Source organism: Shewanella sp. TC10, from assembly GCF_009663145.1.
Lineage (GTDB): Bacteria > Pseudomonadota > Gammaproteobacteria > Enterobacterales > Shewanellaceae > Shewanella.
The window spans coordinates 38,859-58,421 of record NZ_VKHR01000029.1 but is presented as its reverse complement, the minus strand read 5'-3'; the positions used below and the strand labels follow the sequence as shown (position 1 = coordinate 58,421).

The following is a 19,563-nucleotide window of genomic DNA, read 5'->3' as shown; positions in this document are numbered from 1 at the left end:
CCTACACGACGCTCTTCCKWTCTCCTGCATTAGACCATAAATCGATTCGATATTGAATAGTCTGCAATTATTGAAAATCTCGTATGAACAATTATTCATACGAACAAGGTAATACTAGAGTTCAACTTTTAGTCGAACCCTTCGGGCAGCGTTTGTTGGTCATTTTACTGCGTTATCGACTTCTTATGTAGAATAACTACACCACAAAGTCTCTGCCTTGTACCAATGGCCAACAATTCGCTGCCAAAACAACCTCAAAAGAACAACAGGCCCTAATATTGAGCCGGTTTTTTCGCTTGTATATAAGCGTAAATCAGCTCACTGACACTTTGACCTACATCTCTATTACCAGCCATTTCACCGGCCTCATGACATTGGGGTGCGGCTTCAGCGATATGTAAATATGCAGTATTACAGTGCTTAGCAATGTAATTAATGTAATAGCAGGCATCTAATAGCGGAACACCTGCGAAGGTTGAGGCGCTACTGGGCATTTTGGCAATGGCATCAACATCAATTTCCAACGCTACAGGTAAATGGGTTTGATTAACTTGTTTGGCAATCTGTTTTAACGCTTCGGCTAATGTTATTTCACGCCTTACCCATATTTGCTGAAAGCTGTGCCAATGACCACCAAATAAGCTTAACTGCTCGAGTGTTGCTTCACTGTTTTTGAGTTCATGTAATCCCAGAACGTGGTAATAATCTAGCGCACCATTGGCTGCAGCATAGCTAAAGCCATTACCGCTATGACGACCTTCTCTTGGTCTAAAGTCACTATGGGGGTCTAGGTTAACGGCAGCCGCGGCTTGGTTATATTGAGACTTAACAGCCATCAATAATCCATAAGCATTATTATGGCCACCACCAATCACAATCGGTTCAAGTTCAGCTGCAAGAATTTGCGCCACAACCGCAATAACCTGTTCATCGAGATCTGCTGTGGCTTGTCTTAGTTGTTCAGTCGTTGCGCTTTCATCTAATTGCATTGGCTCAATATTGCCTAGCACAATACATTCTTTACCGTGTAAATAGCGATTTGATTGCAGATTAAGAAATTGGCTCATAGCTGCACTAAACGCGGTCGTAGACCCACCGCGACCTAAGTTAGCTCTGGGCCCAGCATCCTCACTGATCCCTAAAACAACGAATTGTGCTCCTCGAGATTTAGCCTCTGCCAGTGAGCTTTTTAAATTATCTGTTTCGACTTCAAAATTACCGAGCAATTGAACTTGCTGACCTAATTTTGTTTCGCCATCACGAGTCGAAAACAATTTGCCTAGTGAGGCTGGAGTCATTATCTGTAGCATAGGGCCTACTTTTTCTCGGTTATTATTATTTTAAGTATTGAATGAGAAACTATCTTGTTTTAATAAAAATGCGCCAATAAAAAAGCCAGCATAGCTGGCTTTAATCAATTAATACAATACTGAAATAGTTATTCAATATCTAATGCTTCTGGCGACAAAATAACACCAGTATTATCGGCGTATATATGGTCGAAAGGTAAGAAGGTGACGCCACCAAAGTTCACTGGAATTTCAACTTCACCAACACCATTGCTATCTGCGCCAATTGGAATTGAAGCAAGTGCTTGGATACCAATGTCCATTTCTTCTAGCGCATCTACGTCTCTGACTGAGCCATAAACAATAATGCCTTCCCATTTGTTGGCCACGGCAATTTCTGCAATAGAGGCATCAACTAATGCACGGCGCATAGAGCCACCACCATCAATTAATAACACTTTACCTTCGCCTTCGGCTTGAAGTGCGTCGGCAATAAGGCCGTTATCTTCAAAGCATTTAATGGTGCTAATAGAACCACCAAAAGAGCTAGTACCGCCGTAGTTACTGAACATAGGTTCTACGACATCAACAACATCTAAATACATATCACACAGTTCTGAGGTGTTGTATTCCATAGTGACACTCCTTGGGGGTAGCGATTTGATTCTTCTCGCTAGTAGTTAAGCAATCTTAAATGAATTATATGAGCTTTTTATGAAATTAAAAGCGATATTCATCACCAGATAGCGATAAAGCAACAAGTTGATTTATAAACTGATGTTATAAAAACTCAGAATGACTGGGTTTAATTAACTCTGTAAGAAAGTAACTTACATTATGACCTTAGAATGAGACAAATATTGATCTTAGTCATCATATTACGGATTTTTATTACATCCTTGTATGAATTTTTGTTAATATCAGCACTTAATTAAATGCAGTTTGTTTTATTTGCTTTAGGGGCACGGACCCCCCGTAACGCTTATGGATGGCAGAGGGCCTTACTAAGAGGTTCTTATGGAAGGGTTAAACGTTGTTGAAATCATTGGTTATGGCGCATCGGTTATGGTGGCGATTTCGTTAATGATGAAAGACATTATTTGGCTTCGCTGGTTAAATTTTGTTGGTTGTACATTATTCGTTATTTACGGTGTACAAATTGAAGCTTGGCCTGTGGCTGGCATGAACGCGTTTGTAGCTGGGATCAATATTTTTCATTTGATCAAAATATATCGCACAAGTAAGTCAGATAGTCTCGCTGAGGCATCTGCATAAATTTGCTGCTGAATGAGGTGTCTTTGATAGGGCACCTTACTCCACTCCTTACTGCTTAATCCTTAATCCTTATTTGTTAATATCTAATCCCTAAACTGTTTACTTAACTCCCTTTATTCACTCTTCTTTTATTTACTCTCCTTTTATTGGTTCCCTAAATCACCCATTAATGTGTTTGTTATCTTTTCTCCATTTGGAAGGCAAAGTCAGCCCATACTCATACCCTCAACAATGCAGTGCAACCATCTAACCTCAGCATTTCTGTGAGCGTCTTGTCATAAAACTTTCGACAGAATGTAATGTCAGCGTCATTAGTCATATTTACAGTCCTTATCATGGTTGAATAACAATTAATCAAAAAGGACTCAATTATGGCAAAGGACGTGACGGTGAGCATAGCGACTTTAGACAAGATGTTGTTTTGTCATATTCTGACTTTTTGTCGAGACCATAAATTAACTGACTTCGCTAAAAAAGTGTCGGCAACAGGTGACGGTCATTACTACGTTTATATGGCCGTAGGTTTATTGTTTCTTCACCCACAAGGCAGCCATTTCTTTAATTTAATGCTAGTGAGCTACATCATTGAGTTGCCACTCTACCTGCTATTGAAGAACTCAATTCGTCGCACTCGTCCATGTGCTGCATTCGCTGGATTTGAGTCAGACTTTCAACCTTCAGATAAATTCAGTTTACCTTCAGGGCACACTGCTGCAGCTTTCATTATGGCATCGGTTGTCATGACAACGTTTCCTATATTGGCACCAATAGCGTTTGCTTGGGCTGGTTTTATTGGTTTATCTCGAATCGCACTGGGTGTGCATTACCCGTTAGATATTTTGGCTGGTATGGGTCTGGGCATCGGCGCAGTCACCTTGGCGGAACAATTTATTTAACCCTGTAGCGCATTTATGTCGCTTTGAATAATAAACCTCTACACAACAACTCTTTACACAATAACTCATCGTCACCTCAAGTGTGATGCAAGATTGTTTGAGTTAACACAAGGAACTTTATGAAAATATTATATGGTGTTCAAGGGACTGGAAATGGCCATATTAGTCGTGCACGAGTCATGGCGAAATCATTGAGTAAAACAGATATAGAAGTGGATTTTCTTTTTAGTGGCCGTAACGAAGACCAATATTTTGATATGGAGTGCTTTGGTGACTATCAAGTTAGAAAAGGCATGTCGTTTATTACCGAAAGCGGTCGAGTCAATTTAGGCAAAACCATCAAACGAAATATCACGTCACCAATATTGTCTGAAGTTCAGCAAATGGATTTAACGGACTATGATTTAGTGCTGAATGACTTTGAGCCCGTTACCGCGTGGGCTGCTAAAAAGCAGGGAGTAACGTCGATTAGTATTAGCCACCAAGCTGCATTGCAATATCCGGTACCCAAACAGGGGATGAGCTGGTTTGATGGTCTTTTACTGAATAACTTTGCCCCCACAGACATTAAACTGGGTTGTCATTGGCACCATTTTGGTTTTCCAATATTGCCACCATTTGTAGAAGTTGAGCCAAACAGTGGCGATCATAGTCATCAAATATTGGTTTACCTACCTTTTGAAAATGCAGACACCATCGCTAACTTCTTAAGCCCTTTTTCTGATTATCAGTTCTTTGTTTATCACGCTGATAAACCTTCCCAGGCTTTAGCTGAACATATTAATTGGTTTGGCTTTAATCGGGTGGGCTTTAAAAATCACATGTCAGAATGTGGTGGGGTGATTGGTAATGCTGGTTTTGAATTGGCCAGTGAGGCGATGACACTGGGTAAAAAATTGTTGGTAAAACCGTTATTAGGCCAATTTGAACAATCATCAAATGTGGCTGCATTGGAACTATTAGCAGCGGCTGAAAGCATGGAAAGTTTAGATGCTTGTATTCTAAATCGCTGGTTAAAATCAGCTTCGCCTAAGCCAATCAAATACCCTCAAGTGGGTGATGCACTTGTGCGCTGGCTAAAACAAGGGGATTGGCACCAACATCAAGTGCTCTGCAATGACTTGTGGTCGCAGGTTGAGTTACCTGACAATTGGCGTAAGTAGTGAGATATCAGTGATAGATCTTAAAAGCTCTCTGTTGATGTAAATCAAAGAGAGCTTTTTAATTATGTTGCTTGGTGGAGTCTGGTACTTGCCTAGCTGGCTTTTGAATGATGTTCGTGAAGTTGTTCAAGCAATTCATCTTCGTAGGCAAAGCGGGTTTCCATAGCTTGGGCTAGTTTTGATAAGTCAGCATCCAAGTCCATCAAAATGTCATCGTTATCAGCTTCAGTGTATTTATCATTGAAATCTAAAGCAGCGTCAGTGGTTTCACTGATTTGTGGTAATAATTGTTGGGCTCTCTCTTTACTGCTTTGGCCGAACTTCTCGCATTCGGTGACCACTTGATCGTAAACCTCAAAATGGCCTTCTGAGACGTAATCAACGAGCTGTGCACAAAATTGTTTGACTGCATCAGCTTTAGGAAGGCTTTTAGCTGGCATGGTATATGGCGCTAGACCGGCAATTTTAAAATATTGGATCAACAAAACTCTGCGATGTTGTAGCCATTGATCGACTAGCTTATTTGAGCCGCCCCATTTCTGTTCGGCTTTTTCTAGTTTTGTCAGCATAACGAATTCCAGTGTTGCAACTAATCCATAACACTTAATGTATGAGAGAAAGCGACTATTGATCAACTGTTTTCTGCAAAAGATCTAATGGATCGACCAGATTAATGGATATTTTGTAGGGAAATATAAATACTGTGAAAGGCATAAAAAGAAAAATGCCCAGTGATAGTAGCTATCACTGGGCAAATAGATTTTTTAAGGGCTCGATTTATCGTGCTTCTTGATTGTTCTTGCTAGCGCAGACTTTTTATACCAAAGGCGAACAAGAGGTGCAACTTTTTTATCCAATTAGCCCTACTTAGTACCTATTTATGAGTATTATGTGAGCATGATAACGATTGTATTAGCAAATTCGATACTAGTTGGGGTGTTAGTTCACATTAATTTAGCATCGCTGGTTACATTAATCGCATAAGTGCTAAACTACGCGCCAGCGGATATCACTATATGTTTAGGAATCAAGCCCAATGGCAGAATTAAAGAATGATCGTTATTTACGCGCTTTATTAAAACAGCCTGTTGACAGAACGCCTGTCTGGATGATGCGTCAAGCTGGACGTTATCTACCTGAATATAAAGCGACTCGCGCAGAAGCGGGTGACTTTATGTCTCTTTGTAAGAACCAAGATTTAGCATGTGAAGTGACTTTACAGCCACTTCGTCGTTACGACTTAGATGCAGCAATCTTATTCTCAGATATTCTTACCGTTCCAGATGCGATGGGTTTAGGTTTATATTTCGAAACTGGCGAAGGCCCACGTTTTGAACGTCCTACTGATACTATCGACTCAATTAAAAAGCTTTGCATTCCTGATCCTGAAGACGAGTTAGGTTACGTGATGCGTGCAGTAAGCACTATTCGTCGTGAACTTAAAGGTGAAGTGCCTTTAATCGGTTTCTCTGGTTCTCCATGGACACTAGCGACTTACATGGTCGAAGGTGGTTCAAGCAAAACTTTCGAAAAAATCAAGAAAATGGCTTACGAAGAGCCTGCAACATTACACATGCTGTTAGACAAGTTAGCTGACTCAGTTATCTTGTACCTAAACGCACAAGTTGCTAACGGTGCTCAATCGTTAATGATTTTCGATTCATGGGGCGGTGCGTTATCTCACCACGCTTACCGTGAATTCTCACTACGCTACATGCAAAAAATCGTTGATGGCTTAACTCGCCATGCAGACGGTCGCCAAGTACCAGTTACCTTATTCACTAAAGGTGGCGGACTATGGTTAGAATCTATGGCTGAAACAGGTTGTGATGCACTAGGTTTAGACTGGACTGTTGATATTGGTGATGCACGTCGCCGTGTTGGTGAAAAAGTTGCTCTTCAAGGTAACATGGACCCATCTGTACTTTACGCATCTCCTGAGCGTATTCACCAAGAAGTTGACCAAATCTTGTCATCTTACGGTGAAGGTACTGGTCATGTATTTAACTTGGGCCATGGTATTCACCAACATGTTAATCCAGAACATGCTGGTTCGTTCATTAACTCAGTTCATGAGTTATCGGGCAAATACCACAAGTAATTGTTGGTTAAGCTGATTGCATCTTGATGATGCGAAAAAAGACGAGCATTGCTCGTCTTTTTTATTTTGTGAAATCAGTAGAGGTTTGATAAAGACCTGCTAAGTTATATTAGGGTCTGTTGATAATTATGTGGTGAGTTAAATCACAAAGTGAGAATGAGATATTCTGATTTGTGATCTTTGCAAAACTATTCAGTGAGTTAATTTGATATTTTATGCTCATACTGAGATAAATTTTTAAGCTAACTAGCTTTGTTTCATGATGGGGTGGAAGCCACATCTAGTCGCCTTCGCCAAAAAGAGAGTAAATATGAAAATTCAAATTATTGTTGCCTTAGTGTTCTTTGCTATTTTTGCTGCACTGCTTCCTGGTACTCATTACATCTATGTTGCTAATGCAGATTACTACATGGGGCAATTTGTTACCGTTGCTGCAGTATTGCTAATGTGGGGCAGCTTAGCTGCTGGTTTTGTGAGCCTTTTCTTCCACAAAATTAAAGCTTTGTACCTTTCAATTGAAAATGGCTAGTCACAGCCTGACTCATTGATAGTGATGCTCGTAAACGAGGATACTGTCAGAATGATTATTTAGCGACGCAGTCGATAGATAATAAATAAAGCCACCAATTTAAGGTGGCTTTCTTGTTTTTAATCTTTGTTTTTTCTTAAGATATTGTAGTAGCGACAGGGTTAATGGGTTGCAAGCTCAATCATAAAGTGACTTCCCTTTCCAGGGTTACTTTTTATATCAATTCGACATTTTAGTAATCCCAGTAACTGCCTAACAATCGCCAATCCAACACCCAGTTGCGGCAGTGGTTGATTTGGCTCAAAGTTAAGCTGCTGCATAGATAATTGTTTCAAAGCTTCTACTTCATGTTTGTGCATCCCTGCGCCCGTGTCTTTTACCGCCAACCAACTTTGGCCATTTAGGTTTTCACTAAACACCGTTATTGTGCCGCCTTTAGGGGTGTAACGCAGCGCATTGTCCACTAGGTTATTTAATATCCGCCGCATTAATTGTGGGTCGGTATACACCTGCAATTCATCAGTAATATCAAAATCTAAAGTGACTCCGAGTTTTTTGGCTCTTGGAGCAAAAGTCTGATTTAAATCGAGTAACACTTCTCGTAAATTGATTTGCTTAATTTGGGCACTTATCTGGCCGTTTTCTAGCGCTGCTAGCTCCAATAATTGCGATAACAGCTGCTGTAGGTTTTGGCCTGAGTTTGCAGCATATTCAATGTACTCTGGCTGACGTTCGTCGGGTGGAGACAGTAACCAAGTGTCTATATAGCCAATCAATGATGTTAATGGGGTTTTTAAGTCATGGGATAAATGCAGTAAAAAATCATGTTTGGCCTGTTGCTGACGTTTGACTTGTTGATGCTGATTATTGAGCTCTTGCAGTAAATGATTAATATGCTCGCTGAGCTTTTTGATTTCTAAACTGCCGTTATAGCGATTGGGAAGAGCAAGATTTTCTTCTAGGGGGGCGTCTTTAAGACGGGTTAAATCGCTGGCTAACTTTTGAATTGGGCGGGTAAAAAAGCCTAATAACAACACAAACAGAATTAACGCAAAAACAACCCAAAATCCGATAGTCGCCCCCCAAACTTTGGGCTGGTTTTCTGAGTTAATTAGGGCTTGCCAGCTATCATAATCTTCACCACCAATAATCACATATAAATAGCCACTGTGAAGGCCGTTTTCGGTAATAAGAGGGCTGACAGAGAATATTTTTTGAGTTTCTGTCGAGCGCGGATCTGTGCCTAAAATAGGTAAATCTCGTCCATCAATAAATTGCTGTATTTTGCTTAAATCGACCCGTTCTTTTTTGATTTTCTCTTCTTTGGCATCATAGGCCACAACGCGACCTTCGGGGTCTAGGGTATAGATTTCAAAACTAGGGCCGAGCAACATAAAGTCATGGAACGCTTCTTTTAATGCTGCATCAGAGGTGATGCCTTGAGAAAGCAATGGATTGATATGTGCCATGTGCTCTGCCAGCTCAAGATGAAGTGATTGCTGAATTTGATTACGGCTAAATTCATGATTGAGCTGAAGCCATTGCCATAAGGCAACAAATAACAGTAAAACCACCACTGTGGCAGAAAGAAATAATCGGTTAAATAAACGATTCATAATGACAGACCTACCTTGGTAACGTCCTAGAAAAGATAGCGTTAGGCTTCCGGTGGTGAGAACTTATAGCCTACTCCCCAGACGGTTTTAACCAGTTCAGGGTGACCGGGGCTGCGAGCCAATTTGCTGCGTAAGCGATTGATATGGCTATTTACCGTGTGCTCATAACCGTCATAGTTGTAACCCCAAACCGCTTCGAGTAATTGCATGCGGCTAAAAACTTGCAATGGGTGTTTGGCTAAAAACAGCAATAGGTCGAACTCACGAGCTGTTAATTCCAAGGTGCTATTATTTGCTACCACTTCTCGAGTGGATGAGTTAATCGAGACACCATGAAAATCAAGCTGTTCGGTTTGTACTTGTTGCACCTTGCTGCGTCTGAGCATAGCTTTAACTCTCGCCCTAAGCTCTAACACACTAAACGGTTTGACGAGATAATCATCAGCGCCCGCTTCTAACCCTAAAACAATATCTGCTTCAGAGTCTTTGGCGGTGAGCATCATCACAGGAAGTGACTTTTCAGCTTCACGTAATTGCTGACACAACATAATGCCGTCGCCATCGGGCAACATACGATCCATTAAAATGAGATCGAGTGTTTTGGTGTCGATAATCTGCATCGCTTGGCTTAACGTTGTGGCATGAAAAACTTCATAATTTAATGCCGTTAAGTTAAGCATGATGAGTTTTGCTAAGTCTTGCTCGTCTTCAACCAGCAAAATATGTGGCTTTATCTGATGGCCGTTATGCTTATTGCTATCGTTCATCCTGAATATCCCAAATCAGATCCCTATTGAGCAGACCTGAGATGGGAAGATTAAATTTCAATTTGATTGATTTTTATTCTTTATCAAATAAATTGAACGCTTAATAGCAACTCTACAAGGGTTATTCCGTGCGGCTAATTGAAATTGCCACAGCAGGATTATCGAAACGATGAGAAGGGGTTAATACACTATCCATTAAACCGTCATACATAGTGATGACACCTGGATGAATATGAACAAAATCAACATCATCTCGTTCTGAATTGTAACCTTCACCGCCGTCAGCTGGCCCTGGCATTGTGCCTTTTGCTTCTGAGTTAGCTTCAGTTCCCGCATCGTAAACCATGCCGCGCATTGATACCGACTCATCTACCGCAAGCATAGTGATGTCGTAGCTATTAAGGCCAGTAAACGCATCATTAGTATTCACTAGCATAGTGGCAACAGTGAGGTTGGCTACGTCAGCTTCATCTAGCGTTACTGTGATGGTTTCCGACATACCAGGCATTAAAATACCTGCGCCGCTGACCGTTGAGTTCACTCCATCAATAGCAGCAACATCGGCAGCATCGCCACCTTCGGCTATTTTCTCAAGTGCTACATTGGCTGCTTCACCAGCTTGCCATAACATCACATCAGCACTGTGAGACGCGATAGCAATAGGCGACATCGGCTGATTAGCGGTTAAATTGGTCACAGTCACAGTGTAGGTTTGCATCACTACCACAGGTGGCGTTACTGGCTCTGGTGCTGGCGAATCATCATCGTCATCAGAACAACCCGTTAATCCAATCACAGCAATTAAAGCCGCAGCGGTTAAGCTATGTTTATGGCTGTATTTATGACTGTGCTTTTTTGAAGTATTCGTTAAATATCTCATTGCGAGTCCCCTTATTTGACGGTAACAACAACTTTCGCCACAGGGTTTAACCAGCGATGAATACGGCTATCTAAGTCACTTGCGCCACCTGCTGCATCAGTATCACCTAAAACACCTGGATGAATATGTACATAAGCGTTAGTTGAGCCGTCCATCACACCTGTACCGTTCATGCCAGCATCACCACCGGGTGCTGCAGGGATCCCTGGTACACCAGACATGCCACCACCATTAACCATTTCATCATTGGCTTCAGTACCTGCATCATAAGCATTCAAATATACTGTGTAGCTGCCAGCTTCAGTAGGAATTTCCCAACCATCTAAACCGATAAAGGCATCATTGGTTGGTAAAACCATCGCAACAATTGATAAGTGGGTCATGTCCATTGAATCAAGCATGACCTCATTCACTGTTGCACCTGGAGCGAGTAAGCCCATGGCTGGGTTAGTTACTGTAAACCCACCTGCGCCCATTACAGCTGCATCTAAATCTGCAATATCACCGCCTTCAGCCATTTTCTGTAATGCTGGTGTCGCGGTTCCGCCGACTTCAAATAGGTGGCTGTCAGCATCATGTGCTGCAATAAATATTGGAGTGAAATGATTACCATGAGTTAAATTAACCACGCTAATTTCTAAATCAGCAGCAGTGGCCGAAGCGCTGAAAATGCCCGCCGCCATAAGTCCTACCGTTAATAAGCTCGCTTTTACTGCGCGAGATGGTGCGTTAACTTGGTGTGATACGGCTGGCAACATTGCTGCCTTTAATACAGATGATTTCATAACAGAGCTCCTTTTGTTTAATTGATAATGATTCTGACAAAGGGATCTCACTGGGGTATCGCCAAATTATCACAAAAGATTAACATCGTTTATTTTAAGTATTTTTTTATGATATCTTGGCGTAAATATACGAAAGGTTAGAGTGATAAAAATGATAATAAGAGCACTAACTCCCGATGATTTTCAACAGGTTATTGAACTTGGCAACAGTGTCCATGGAGAAGACTACTTAGATGTAGACTCGCTTAAAAAAATCTATCAAATGGGCATAAAAAATAATATTAATGCCCATTTTATCGCTGAAAGTGAGCAAAGTTCACAAGCGATTACTGCTAATAATCAAACAAGCATTATTGGCTTTAGATTAACTTATGCAGCAGGGCAATGGCCCGTTGATAAATGGTGCACGCCAACTGAGTGGCCTGTTTCGGTTAAGGATATGTGCTATTTCAAATGCAATACGGTAACTGAGTCACTTCGAGGTAAAGGTATTGGCAGTAAATTGCTGCAAGCCTCCATTCAAGCAGTTAAAGCTCAGGGAGCAAAAGCTGGCGTAAGCCATTTATGGCAACAAAGCCCAAATAATTCCGCTGTTAACTATTTTACCCATGCAGGTGGCAAGCTCATCAAGCTACATCCTAGTCGTTGGAATCAGCAATCAGATGAAACCAATGATTATATTTGTGTATTGTGCGGTGACGATTGTCATTGTACAGCCTGTGAAATGGTACTTGAATTTGACTGATGCTAGTTGCACTGAGCTGATTGATTAGATTTTAAATGCACTATTAGCTTCTGTTTTAAATGCACTATCAACATCTGTTTTAAATGAGCACTCTTTATGCCTGTTCCATACTATGATCCACTTGTTTCTCCAACGCCTGCATCTCAACCTTTTGCAGATAGCTATTGGGCCAGTACTCAAGCTTTACCGACTTTGTTACCTGCTTTATCTGGCACCCATCAAACTGATGTGGCGATCATTGGTGGCGGTTATACCGGATTATTGACCGCCTATTATTTGGCATCGGAATTTAATATTGATTGTCAGGTGTTAGAGGCAAATCAAGTGGGTTTTGGTGCCAGTGCCCGTAACGCAGGTTTTGTGCTTAAGGGATCTGGCCGTTTGGGCTACTCGGCGATGGAAAAGCGTTGGGATCTTGATACTGCAAAAGGCATTTATCAAGAATTCAGCCAAGCTGTTAGTCGAGTTGAACAGCTCATTACCCAACACCAAATTGATTGTGAGCCGCAAGAGAAAGGCTACCTTAAAGTGGCTCATAACCCTAAAGCGTTGAGCCAATTGCAATATGCTGCTGCGTATATTCAACACAATATGGCAAACGGTACAGATTTTTCTGCTGAATTTATTGAGGCTGATACGTTTAGGCAGCAATACTTGAATCATCATCAGGCCTATGGCGCATTAAGGCTTAATGATGGGTTTGGACTACATCCGCTTAAATTACTATTAGGCTATAAGAAAGCAGTTGAGCGCCAAGGAGTTAAAATCCATGAGCAGTCTTGTGTCATTGATTGGATAGAAGAAAGTGGCAAACACAGATTAATCACAGAAAAAGGGCAGTTAGTTGCCAATAAAGTGATTATGGCGGGCAATGCTTATTCACCTAAACAGCTTAATCCACGTATTGATGATAAATTCCTGCCCATTTTGAGTAATATCATTGTCACAGAACCCTTAACCCCAGAAGAAATACAGCAAGCAGGGCTGCATAGTAATCAAGTTACTATGGATACACGGATTTTAAAATATTACTTTCGTTTGCTACCTGATAACCGATTGTTATTTGGTGGGCGCGGGGCAGTATGGGGCAAAGATGCCAGCAATCCAATATATGGGAAGCGTTTAAAGCTTGCTATGGATAAATGCTTCCCATATTTAAGCCGTAAAAAAGTCGCCTTTAACTGGACTGGCTGGATTGCTGCTTCAATGGATGATATGCCCCATGTATATAGCAAAGATGGTGTCGGATATAGTCTAGGTTACTGCGGTGCTGGCGTATCATTTAGTGCTCAAGCAGCCTTTAGACTGGCGCAAAGTATTGCTGGTGAGAGTTTACCGAACTTACCTTTATATCACTCCCCACTACCACCTATGCCATTTACAAAAGCAAGGCGGTTAGGGCAGTGGGGTTATTATCATTATGGCTGGCTTAAAGATAAATTTGGTTAATGGTTAGCTAAGCTGTACTTCCTGAGTTAACTCTGTTTCATCCAATGGCTCTATTTTGAAATTGAAGTAAGCATAAGATGCGCTGATAAATGGGCAGACTAAGTTGAAGATGGCGTAAGGTAAGTAGGCTATAGTTGCTACGCCTAAAGTGCTTGCCATAAATGCACCACAAGTGTTCCACGGAATGAGTGGGCTAGTAACCGTTGCGGAATCTTCTAAAGAACGGCTTAAATTGACTGGCGCGAGTTTGCGTTTCTGGTACTCCATTTTTAACATGCGACCAGGAAGTACAATCGCAATGTATTGATCGGCTGTAATGACATTGGCGCCAATACATACCCCCAAGGTAGTGATAATTAAACTACTGGTGCCTGTCACTAAGCTTAAAATGCTCTCAAGTAAACGGCTTAATAAGCCCGTCACTTCCATTACGCCGCCAAAAGCCATCGCACACAATATTAGCCATACCGTTGTCACCATGCTACTCATGCCGCCGCGGCTCAATAAGTTATCTAATACCGCATCGCCAGTACTGGCTACATAGCCATCAAACATGGCAATCCAAATACCTTTAATAATAGCGATAAAGGGTAAAAGTTGTGGCTCACCGACATAAGCAATGACGTTATCAAACTGGAACATTGCGGCGCAAATCGCCCCTGCAAGAGTGCCGATTATCACCGTTGGAAACGCGGGCATTTTTTTATTAGCGAGAAACAACACCACTAATAATGGTAGCAATAAGTGCAGCCCAGGTTGGTAAGTGTTTTCTAGTAATGTAAGGGTATCGCCAAGTTGGGAGTTAAAGCTTGATACGTCAGCGGATAATCCTAAAAAGATAAATACGATAAGGGCAATGATGATGCTTGGCACGGTTGTCCAAGTCATGTGTTTAATATGGCTAAAGATATTTGAGCCAGCAACAGCGGGCGCCAAGTTAGTGGTGTCAGATAAAGGCGACATTTTATCGCCAAAGTAAGCACCACTGATAATCGCACCTGCGGTGATATTGACATCTAATCCCATGGCAGAGGCAATACCAATTAGCGCAATACCGATAGTACCAGCCACAGTCCATGAGCTACCGATACTAATGGCCACCACGGCACATAAAATACAGCTAGCAGCATAAAAGTATTGTGGATGGAGGATTTGCATGCCGTAGTAAATCATTGTCGGTACTGTGCCTGCTAAAATCCAGGTGCCAATAAGTGAACCCACAGTGAATAAAATCAGCAAAGCGCCAGTGGCGACGCCAATACTTTTAATGATCCCACGTTCCATTTGATTCCAGCTATAACCATTTTTATAACCAATCAAAATGGCAATGCAAGCGGCTAGAATCAGGGCTATTTGGTTTGCACCTGATGAACTATCAGAAGAGAAAAGATAAACCGCAGCGCCAAGCATAGTAATTAATGCAATGACAGGAGCAAGGGCATCAAACAAGCTTGGTTGCTTGTGTTGGGTGTCAGACATGTCGCTATCCCTAATGTTATTTTTATTATAGGTCGTGCTAGGTATAAGTTATTTTTATCCTTGGTCACTATTGTTATTAAATTGTGACGATGCGACATCCTGCCATAAAGCAGTAGTTCAAGTCGATGCTTGTGAGTTGTTGTTATAACTGTTGATTGGGCTGGAATTGACTGGTTTTAACAATTCAGACATTTATTAAGCATAGCTATTCATAATAGTTATTTAACGTGCATAAATACCCATTCAAAATATTACCGAAAAAAGTCGATGTGATTTGAAGTGCTTGTTCTATTGCCTTAAGCCTTTAACTTTAGATATTAAACAAGCTATATGAGGGTTGAGTCCTTCAAAAGCGATTAATTGCTTAGTCCAGTTAAGGGTAGACTGCGGTTATTGAGATTTTCCTTTATTGAGACTTTCCTTTATTGACAAAGTCACGCACCTCAATAAATCGCAACGATAAATAGGTATTACATGAATAAAAAACAAATTGGCGCAGTGCTTATGTCGCTATCATTAAGTGCATTGGGTGTTTCCTCGGCGGCAAATGCCAATGAAGCCTCTGAACAAGCTCAATTAGAGCAAGCTATGAGTGAAATGGTGGTGGCGGAAACATCTATGCTGTTACTAGAAGAAGGTGATGCGTACCATACTGAATTTACAAGTATTGTTGCGACCCAATTTAGTGAAATCTTTATCACAAAAGAGCAAGCTAAGCAGTTATCGCTGCAGAAAACCAAGCATTTCTATTTATCTGCAGAGCATGACATAGAAACACTGGCTCAGGTGGTTTCAAATGTGATCGATACTGATGAACCAACCTATTTCTCAGTAAGCTTATTTCGCGAATACAACCGCAATAATGGTGGCTATCAGTTCGGTGCCAAAATTACTGAGTACGAAGATACCATTAACCGTGATTAACTCTTTTCCCATTTGAAGCAACCCTTTGCCGAGCCCATGCTCGGCTTTTTTGTTTTAGGTTCGCAATTTGATTTCAACAAACTGGCTTGTAGAGAAATAACCGTCGATAATAATGTTATATGACATCAATAAATTCAGTTTCAGAGGCTTAATTGCAAAATATGACAGATGACACCATGAAGTTATCGGCTTTCTCAACTAACACAACAGACGATGTTATTGAGTTATTTACTCAATCGTTTGGGGATGCTGAGGGCGAGGCTGAAGGCAAGGTGATTGGTCACTTAGTTTCTGAATTGATTGTGACAACACCTGCTACAGACTTGTTGGGTTTTGTTGCGACCATAGAAGACAAGATTGTAGGGGCTATCTTCTTTAGCCGTTTAACGTTAGCAAATAAAGCCACTGCATTTATTTTATCTCCTGTTGCGGTGAGCACCGTTTTTCAAGCAAAAGGGATTGGCCAAAAGCTAATTAACTTTGGCTTAAAGCAGCTGAAAGGCAATGGGGTTGAGTTAGTGTTTACTTACGGTGACCCTAACTACTACCTTAAGGTTGGCTTTAACCCTATCAGTGAAGACTGCATCAAAGCACCTCTTATCCTGACTTACCCTGAAGGGTGGTTAGCACAATCATTAGTTGGCGCCGAGATTGAGCCGATTGAAGGGGATAGTTTTTGTGTAGATGCATTGAATGAGCAGTCATACTGGTAATTGTGTGGCGGCAAAAATGCCGAAGTGATTTTTTTTAAATCTACATCTACATCTACATCTAAATCTAAATCTAAATCAAGATCGTGGCGCTTAGCCCACACCAGACCAAAAGGGTATCAACAGCAATACCCTCTTGGATCACCCTGCCGCCTTTACGAAATTTTCTGAAAAGCGAAAATTTTCTACAAGGATAGATCCAGCTTTTGGCTTCGTTTTGATTCGGCTTCGACCATCTTCGAAAATCACTAACGCTTCCGATGGGGCGTCCCTTCCCCTCGAAAGCTAGCCAGACATATATGGACCCATCCGGTTTGCAAGATATTTAATATCGACTTTGAGAATAGTTCATTGCACCCATATATTCGGCCTGTTATTGAGGTACACCTCTGGCCCTGATGGATATTTGCTTCTACTTTCCTTATCATCCTTACGGCTTCTTTAGAGCCAATGCCAGGCGAAGGTTTTAAGTAGAACAGTCTGACTGTCTCATCATCAATTCAATTATCTTGGCAACTTGGTGGTTGGTAAAACTAATTGTTAGCGCGTTAATGATTACTTTTATGCAGCGATACGATATTCATCTTCTCTTGCTGCTATAACCCACGCTATCCGTGCAAGCTTGTTCGCGACGGCAACACAAGCTCTGTTAAAGCCACGTCTTTCTGCAAGTGCGGTTGCCCARCGACTAAATTTATCCCCTTTAGCCTCACTATGGTAAAGAACCGCTCTTGCCCCGTGGATAAATAGCGTTCTCAAATAAGCATTTCCTCGCTTACTAATACCAAGCAAATTATTTTTTCCACCACTGCTATGTTGCTTGGGGACTAGACCGCACCATGCTGAAAAATGTCTGCCGTTGGTAAAATCTTTACCTTCCCCAACAGCGGCATAAAATGCCGTTGCGGTGACAGGACCAATGCCWGGCACACTCTCCAAACGTTGGCATACTTGATTGTTCTTCATCTCTTGTTGAACTTGAACGTCACAACTTTTAAGCCTTCGCTCAATATCATTAAACTCTTCGTACAGTTGATAGAAAATATTTCGGCCTYTGGCTGTTAATTCGTTATCAGCATTTTCTAGAATATCAGGTAGCTTTGACCTAAAAGACGCTTTTCCTTTTGTGATAATAATGCCGTACTCAGCAAGCATCCCTCTAACCTGATTAATCAGTGCTGTCGATTGCTTGTTTAGCCTTTCTCTCATTCGATGCAACATCTGAATATCTTGTTGTTCTATAGGTTTTGGTTCTACAAAGCGCATGTTAGGTCGTTGCGCTGCTTCAGCTATCGCAAGTGCATCGTTATAGTCATTCTTATTTCCCTGTCTGTAGGGCATTCGTAAATCCATTTACTTCAGATGCACCATCGGAAGCGTTAGCATTTTCACTCTTTGCAATAAAGAGGTGGCCGAAGCAGTCTACAAGCGAGGTTAAAGCTGGATGATTCTCCGTTGGAAATTTTGCTGTTTAAATTTCGCCGGAGCTGCGGGGTGTTCTAAGAGGGAGTCGCAGTTCACTCCCTTTTAGTCTGGTGTGGGCGAAGCGCCACGACTTTGATTTTTTAAACGATAATTTCAAAATTTGAAACAAGTTTTGGGGCAAAAACGTTTTACGATAACTAAATTTATATTGGGAAAGTTATAGGAAACCATATCTTCAATCTAATCCATTGCCTGCCGCAGGCTTATGTGCAGATACATCCAAGACACGCCGTAAACACATCCCTGTGGGCTCTGCGAAAACATCCATGTTTTCGAAGGTCTTGAACGTATCTACACTGGGTTTATTGTCTCTTCGATTTGACTGCATTGGTGATAATTTAAAGAGCTAAAGCTAGTAGATCTTGCATTTAAAGGACTCCATTTGAATTGAGGACGTTGAAGAAAATAGCGTGAGCCTGACAGGACGTCAGGCTAGCTTTCGTCGGGCCATGGACGGCCCATCGGAAGCGTTAGCATTTTCGAATAAGTCAGAAGTTAGCACAAACGAAGTTTAAAGCTGGATCGATCCCCCGCTGGAAATCTTTCGCTTTTCAGAAAATTTCGCCGGGGCTGCTGGGGAGATGCAAGAGGGGTGAGCAGTTTCACCCTTCTTGCTCTGGTGTGGGCGAAGCGCCACGACTTTGATTTTTTGAAAGATAACTTCAAAATTTGAAACACGTTTTGAAGCAGAAATGCGTTACTCCTAACCCATTTCAGTTTTCAAAAATGGCTCTCAACTTCTCATTTTAGCTTCTGATTTCAAATACTGTTATCAACAGTATTAATCCCAAATGAACTCACGGAAATGCTTTCGACAAACTGACTCGTAGCTTTCATTACCACCAATTGCGACTTGTTCACCTTCGCGCATTGGTTTGCCATTTCCATCAAGACGCACCACCATGTTGGCTTTACGGCCGCAATGGCAAATGGTTTTCAGTTCAACCAATTTATCAGCCCAAGCAAGTAAGTACTGACTGCCACTAAATAGCTCACCTTGGAAATCGGTTTTAAGGCCGTAACACAATACTGGAATATCGAGGTTGTCGACGACATGAGTCAATTGCTTCACTTGCTCTTTACTTAAAAACTGCGATTCATCAATTAAAATACAATGCAGTTTTTGGGTTTCAAGCTCAGTTTCAATCATCTTTGATAAGTTGTCTTCAGCGCCAAATACTTGCGCTTCTGTTTCAATTCCTATTCTTGAGGCTACTTTTCCGACACCATATCGATCATCAATTGACGCTGTCATAACAAGCGTATTCATGCCGCGCTCGCGGTAGTTATAAGATGATTGTAGAAGTGATGTTGATTTGCCAGCATTCATCGCTGAATAATAGAAATAGAGTTGTGCCAAAACAGAAGATCCTTATTGTTATAATCTCGCCTAGTCTACCACTGAATCCTGTTTTAAATAAGCCGAAAGGAACAAAATACCGTGAAGCTGCTAGCAGTATTTTTAGGAAA

General features: G+C 41.4%; 18 protein-coding genes and 1 pseudogene. 9 read left to right on the top strand and 10 right to left on the bottom strand.

Translation table 11 applies throughout. The annotated features are described in order from the left end of the window. Window positions 1–272 precede the first annotated feature (272 nt). Window positions 273–1,310 carry a formimidoylglutamase gene (locus tag FNZ24_RS11595; protein ID WP_153914638.1) on the bottom strand — a complete coding sequence of 346 codons (1,038 nt, stop codon included), beginning with the start codon at window positions 1,308–1,310 and terminating at the stop codon, window positions 273–275. 128 nt (window positions 1,311–1,438) lie between these two features. Further along, a complete protein-coding gene (rraA, locus tag FNZ24_RS11590; protein WP_153914637.1) occupies window positions 1,439–1,924 on the bottom strand; it encodes a ribonuclease E activity regulator RraA in 486 nt (161 codons plus the stop codon). Between the two features lie 382 nt (window positions 1,925–2,306). Between rraA and FNZ24_RS11585 the strand changes: the two genes are divergently transcribed. From FNZ24_RS11585 to FNZ24_RS11575, 3 genes are all read left to right on the top strand, one after another. Continuing rightward, complete coding sequence (locus tag FNZ24_RS11585) at window positions 2,307–2,564, top strand: YgjV family protein (RefSeq protein ID WP_153914636.1); 258 nt, start codon at window positions 2,307–2,309, stop codon at window positions 2,562–2,564. Between the two features lie 371 nt (window positions 2,565–2,935). Then, window positions 2,936–3,460: a phosphatase PAP2 family protein gene (locus FNZ24_RS11580; RefSeq protein ID WP_416384834.1), complete on the top strand. Its 525-nt coding sequence runs from the start codon at window positions 2,936–2,938 to the stop codon at window positions 3,458–3,460. Between the two features lie 119 nt (window positions 3,461–3,579). After that, window positions 3,580–4,623, top strand: a complete 1,044-nt coding sequence (locus FNZ24_RS11575; protein ID WP_153914635.1) for an MJ1255/VC2487 family glycosyltransferase — start codon at window positions 3,580–3,582, stop codon at window positions 4,621–4,623. Window positions 4,624–4,715: 92 nt separating this feature from the next. On the opposite strand, the gene rsd is transcribed toward FNZ24_RS11575, so the two are convergent. After that, complete coding sequence (rsd, locus tag FNZ24_RS11570) at window positions 4,716–5,192, bottom strand: sigma D regulator (RefSeq protein ID WP_194945054.1); 477 nt, start codon at window positions 5,190–5,192, stop codon at window positions 4,716–4,718. A gap of 467 nt (window positions 5,193–5,659) precedes the next feature. Between rsd and hemE the strand changes: the two genes are divergently transcribed. Both hemE and FNZ24_RS11560 read left to right on the top strand, forming a co-directional pair. After that, window positions 5,660–6,724, top strand: coding sequence for a uroporphyrinogen decarboxylase (gene hemE, locus FNZ24_RS11565; protein WP_153914634.1), 1,065 nt, complete (start codon window positions 5,660–5,662; stop codon window positions 6,722–6,724). A 310-nt stretch (window positions 6,725–7,034) separates the two neighbouring features. Further along, window positions 7,035–7,253: a hypothetical protein gene (locus FNZ24_RS11560; RefSeq protein ID WP_153914633.1), complete on the top strand. Its 219-nt coding sequence runs from the start codon at window positions 7,035–7,037 to the stop codon at window positions 7,251–7,253. A gap of 161 nt (window positions 7,254–7,414) precedes the next feature. Here FNZ24_RS11560 and FNZ24_RS11555 read toward each other — a convergent pair whose 3' ends face one another. The 4 genes from FNZ24_RS11555 to FNZ24_RS11540 form a co-directional block, all read right to left on the bottom strand. Then, window positions 7,415–8,869: a sensor histidine kinase gene (locus tag FNZ24_RS11555; RefSeq protein ID WP_153914632.1), complete on the bottom strand. Its 1,455-nt coding sequence runs from the start codon at window positions 8,867–8,869 to the stop codon at window positions 7,415–7,417. A 41-nt stretch (window positions 8,870–8,910) separates the two neighbouring features. Beyond that, a complete protein-coding gene (locus tag FNZ24_RS11550; protein WP_153914631.1) occupies window positions 8,911–9,636 on the bottom strand; it encodes a response regulator transcription factor in 726 nt (241 codons plus the stop codon). Between the two features lie 121 nt (window positions 9,637–9,757). Then, on the bottom strand, window positions 9,758–10,516 hold the full coding sequence (locus tag FNZ24_RS11545; protein WP_153914630.1) for a spondin domain-containing protein: 759 nt from the start codon (window positions 10,514–10,516) through the stop codon (window positions 9,758–9,760). Window positions 10,517–10,527: 11 nt separating this feature from the next. Further along, on the bottom strand, window positions 10,528–11,199 hold the full coding sequence (locus FNZ24_RS11540) for a spondin domain-containing protein (protein WP_153914642.1): 672 nt from the start codon (window positions 11,197–11,199) through the stop codon (window positions 10,528–10,530). Window positions 11,200–11,452: 253 nt separating this feature from the next. Between FNZ24_RS11540 and FNZ24_RS11535 the strand changes: the two genes are divergently transcribed. Next, on the top strand, window positions 11,453–12,046 hold the full coding sequence (locus tag FNZ24_RS11535) for a GNAT family N-acetyltransferase (RefSeq protein ID WP_194945053.1): 594 nt from the start codon (window positions 11,453–11,455) through the stop codon (window positions 12,044–12,046). Between the two features lie 96 nt (window positions 12,047–12,142). Further along, window positions 12,143–13,495, top strand: a complete 1,353-nt coding sequence (locus FNZ24_RS11530) for an NAD(P)/FAD-dependent oxidoreductase (RefSeq protein ID WP_153914629.1) — start codon at window positions 12,143–12,145, stop codon at window positions 13,493–13,495. A gap of 3 nt (window positions 13,496–13,498) precedes the next feature. On the opposite strand, the gene nhaC is transcribed toward FNZ24_RS11530, so the two are convergent. Then, window positions 13,499–14,974 (bottom strand): Na+/H+ antiporter NhaC, encoded by a 1,476-nt coding sequence (gene nhaC / locus FNZ24_RS11525; protein ID WP_153914628.1) that lies wholly within the window; start codon window positions 14,972–14,974, stop codon window positions 13,499–13,501. A 474-nt stretch (window positions 14,975–15,448) separates the two neighbouring features. On the opposite strand from nhaC, the gene FNZ24_RS11520 reads away from it, so the two are divergent. Next, a complete protein-coding gene (locus FNZ24_RS11520; RefSeq protein WP_153914627.1) occupies window positions 15,449–15,898 on the top strand; it encodes a hypothetical protein in 450 nt (149 codons plus the stop codon). Window positions 15,899–16,059: 161 nt separating this feature from the next. Continuing rightward, window positions 16,060–16,611 (top strand): GNAT family N-acetyltransferase, encoded by a 552-nt coding sequence (locus FNZ24_RS11515; protein WP_228768461.1) that lies wholly within the window; start codon window positions 16,060–16,062, stop codon window positions 16,609–16,611. Window positions 16,612–17,169: 558 nt separating this feature from the next. Here FNZ24_RS11515 and FNZ24_RS11510 read toward each other — a convergent pair. Both FNZ24_RS11510 and FNZ24_RS11505 read right to left on the bottom strand, forming a co-directional pair. Beyond that, a pseudogene (locus FNZ24_RS11510) lies at window positions 17,170–17,949 on the bottom strand (IS110 family transposase); the annotation flags it as partial. Between the two features lie 925 nt (window positions 17,950–18,874). Next, window positions 18,875–19,453 (bottom strand): thymidine kinase, encoded by a 579-nt coding sequence (locus FNZ24_RS11505; RefSeq protein WP_102528814.1) that lies wholly within the window; start codon window positions 19,451–19,453, stop codon window positions 18,875–18,877. Window positions 19,454–19,563: the final 110 nt, after the last annotated feature.

Coding starts and splice junctions, on each gene's coding strand:
- FNZ24_RS11595 (WP_153914638.1), bottom strand. CDS start 1,310: ATGCTACAGATAATGACTCCAGCCTCACTAGGCAAATTGTTTTCGACT.
- rraA (WP_153914637.1), bottom strand. CDS start 1,924: ATGGAATACAACACCTCAGAACTGTGTGATATGTATTTAGATGTTGTT.
- FNZ24_RS11585 (WP_153914636.1), top strand. CDS start 2,307: ATGGAAGGGTTAAACGTTGTTGAAATCATTGGTTATGGCGCATCGGTT.
- FNZ24_RS11580 (WP_416384834.1), top strand. CDS start 2,936: ATGGCAAAGGACGTGACGGTGAGCATAGCGACTTTAGACAAGATGTTG.
- FNZ24_RS11575 (WP_153914635.1), top strand. CDS start 3,580: ATGAAAATATTATATGGTGTTCAAGGGACTGGAAATGGCCATATTAGT.
- rsd (WP_194945054.1), bottom strand. CDS start 5,192: ATGCTGACAAAACTAGAAAAAGCCGAACAGAAATGGGGCGGCTCAAAT.
- hemE (WP_153914634.1), top strand. CDS start 5,660: ATGGCAGAATTAAAGAATGATCGTTATTTACGCGCTTTATTAAAACAG.
- FNZ24_RS11560 (WP_153914633.1), top strand. CDS start 7,035: ATGAAAATTCAAATTATTGTTGCCTTAGTGTTCTTTGCTATTTTTGCT.
- FNZ24_RS11555 (WP_153914632.1), bottom strand. CDS start 8,869: ATGAATCGTTTATTTAACCGATTATTTCTTTCTGCCACAGTGGTGGTT.
- FNZ24_RS11550 (WP_153914631.1), bottom strand. CDS start 9,636: ATGAACGATAGCAATAAGCATAACGGCCATCAGATAAAGCCACATATT.
- FNZ24_RS11545 (WP_153914630.1), bottom strand. CDS start 10,516: ATGAGATATTTAACGAATACTTCAAAAAAGCACAGTCATAAATACAGC.
- FNZ24_RS11540 (WP_153914642.1), bottom strand. CDS start 11,199: ATGGCGGCGGGCATTTTCAGCGCTTCGGCCACTGCTGCTGATTTAGAA.
- FNZ24_RS11535 (WP_194945053.1), top strand. CDS start 11,453: ATGATAATAAGAGCACTAACTCCCGATGATTTTCAACAGGTTATTGAA.
- FNZ24_RS11530 (WP_153914629.1), top strand. CDS start 12,143: ATGCCTGTTCCATACTATGATCCACTTGTTTCTCCAACGCCTGCATCT.
- nhaC (WP_153914628.1), bottom strand. CDS start 14,974: ATGTCTGACACCCAACACAAGCAACCAAGCTTGTTTGATGCCCTTGCT.
- FNZ24_RS11520 (WP_153914627.1), top strand. CDS start 15,449: ATGAATAAAAAACAAATTGGCGCAGTGCTTATGTCGCTATCATTAAGT.
- FNZ24_RS11515 (WP_228768461.1), top strand. CDS start 16,060: ATGACAGATGACACCATGAAGTTATCGGCTTTCTCAACTAACACAACA.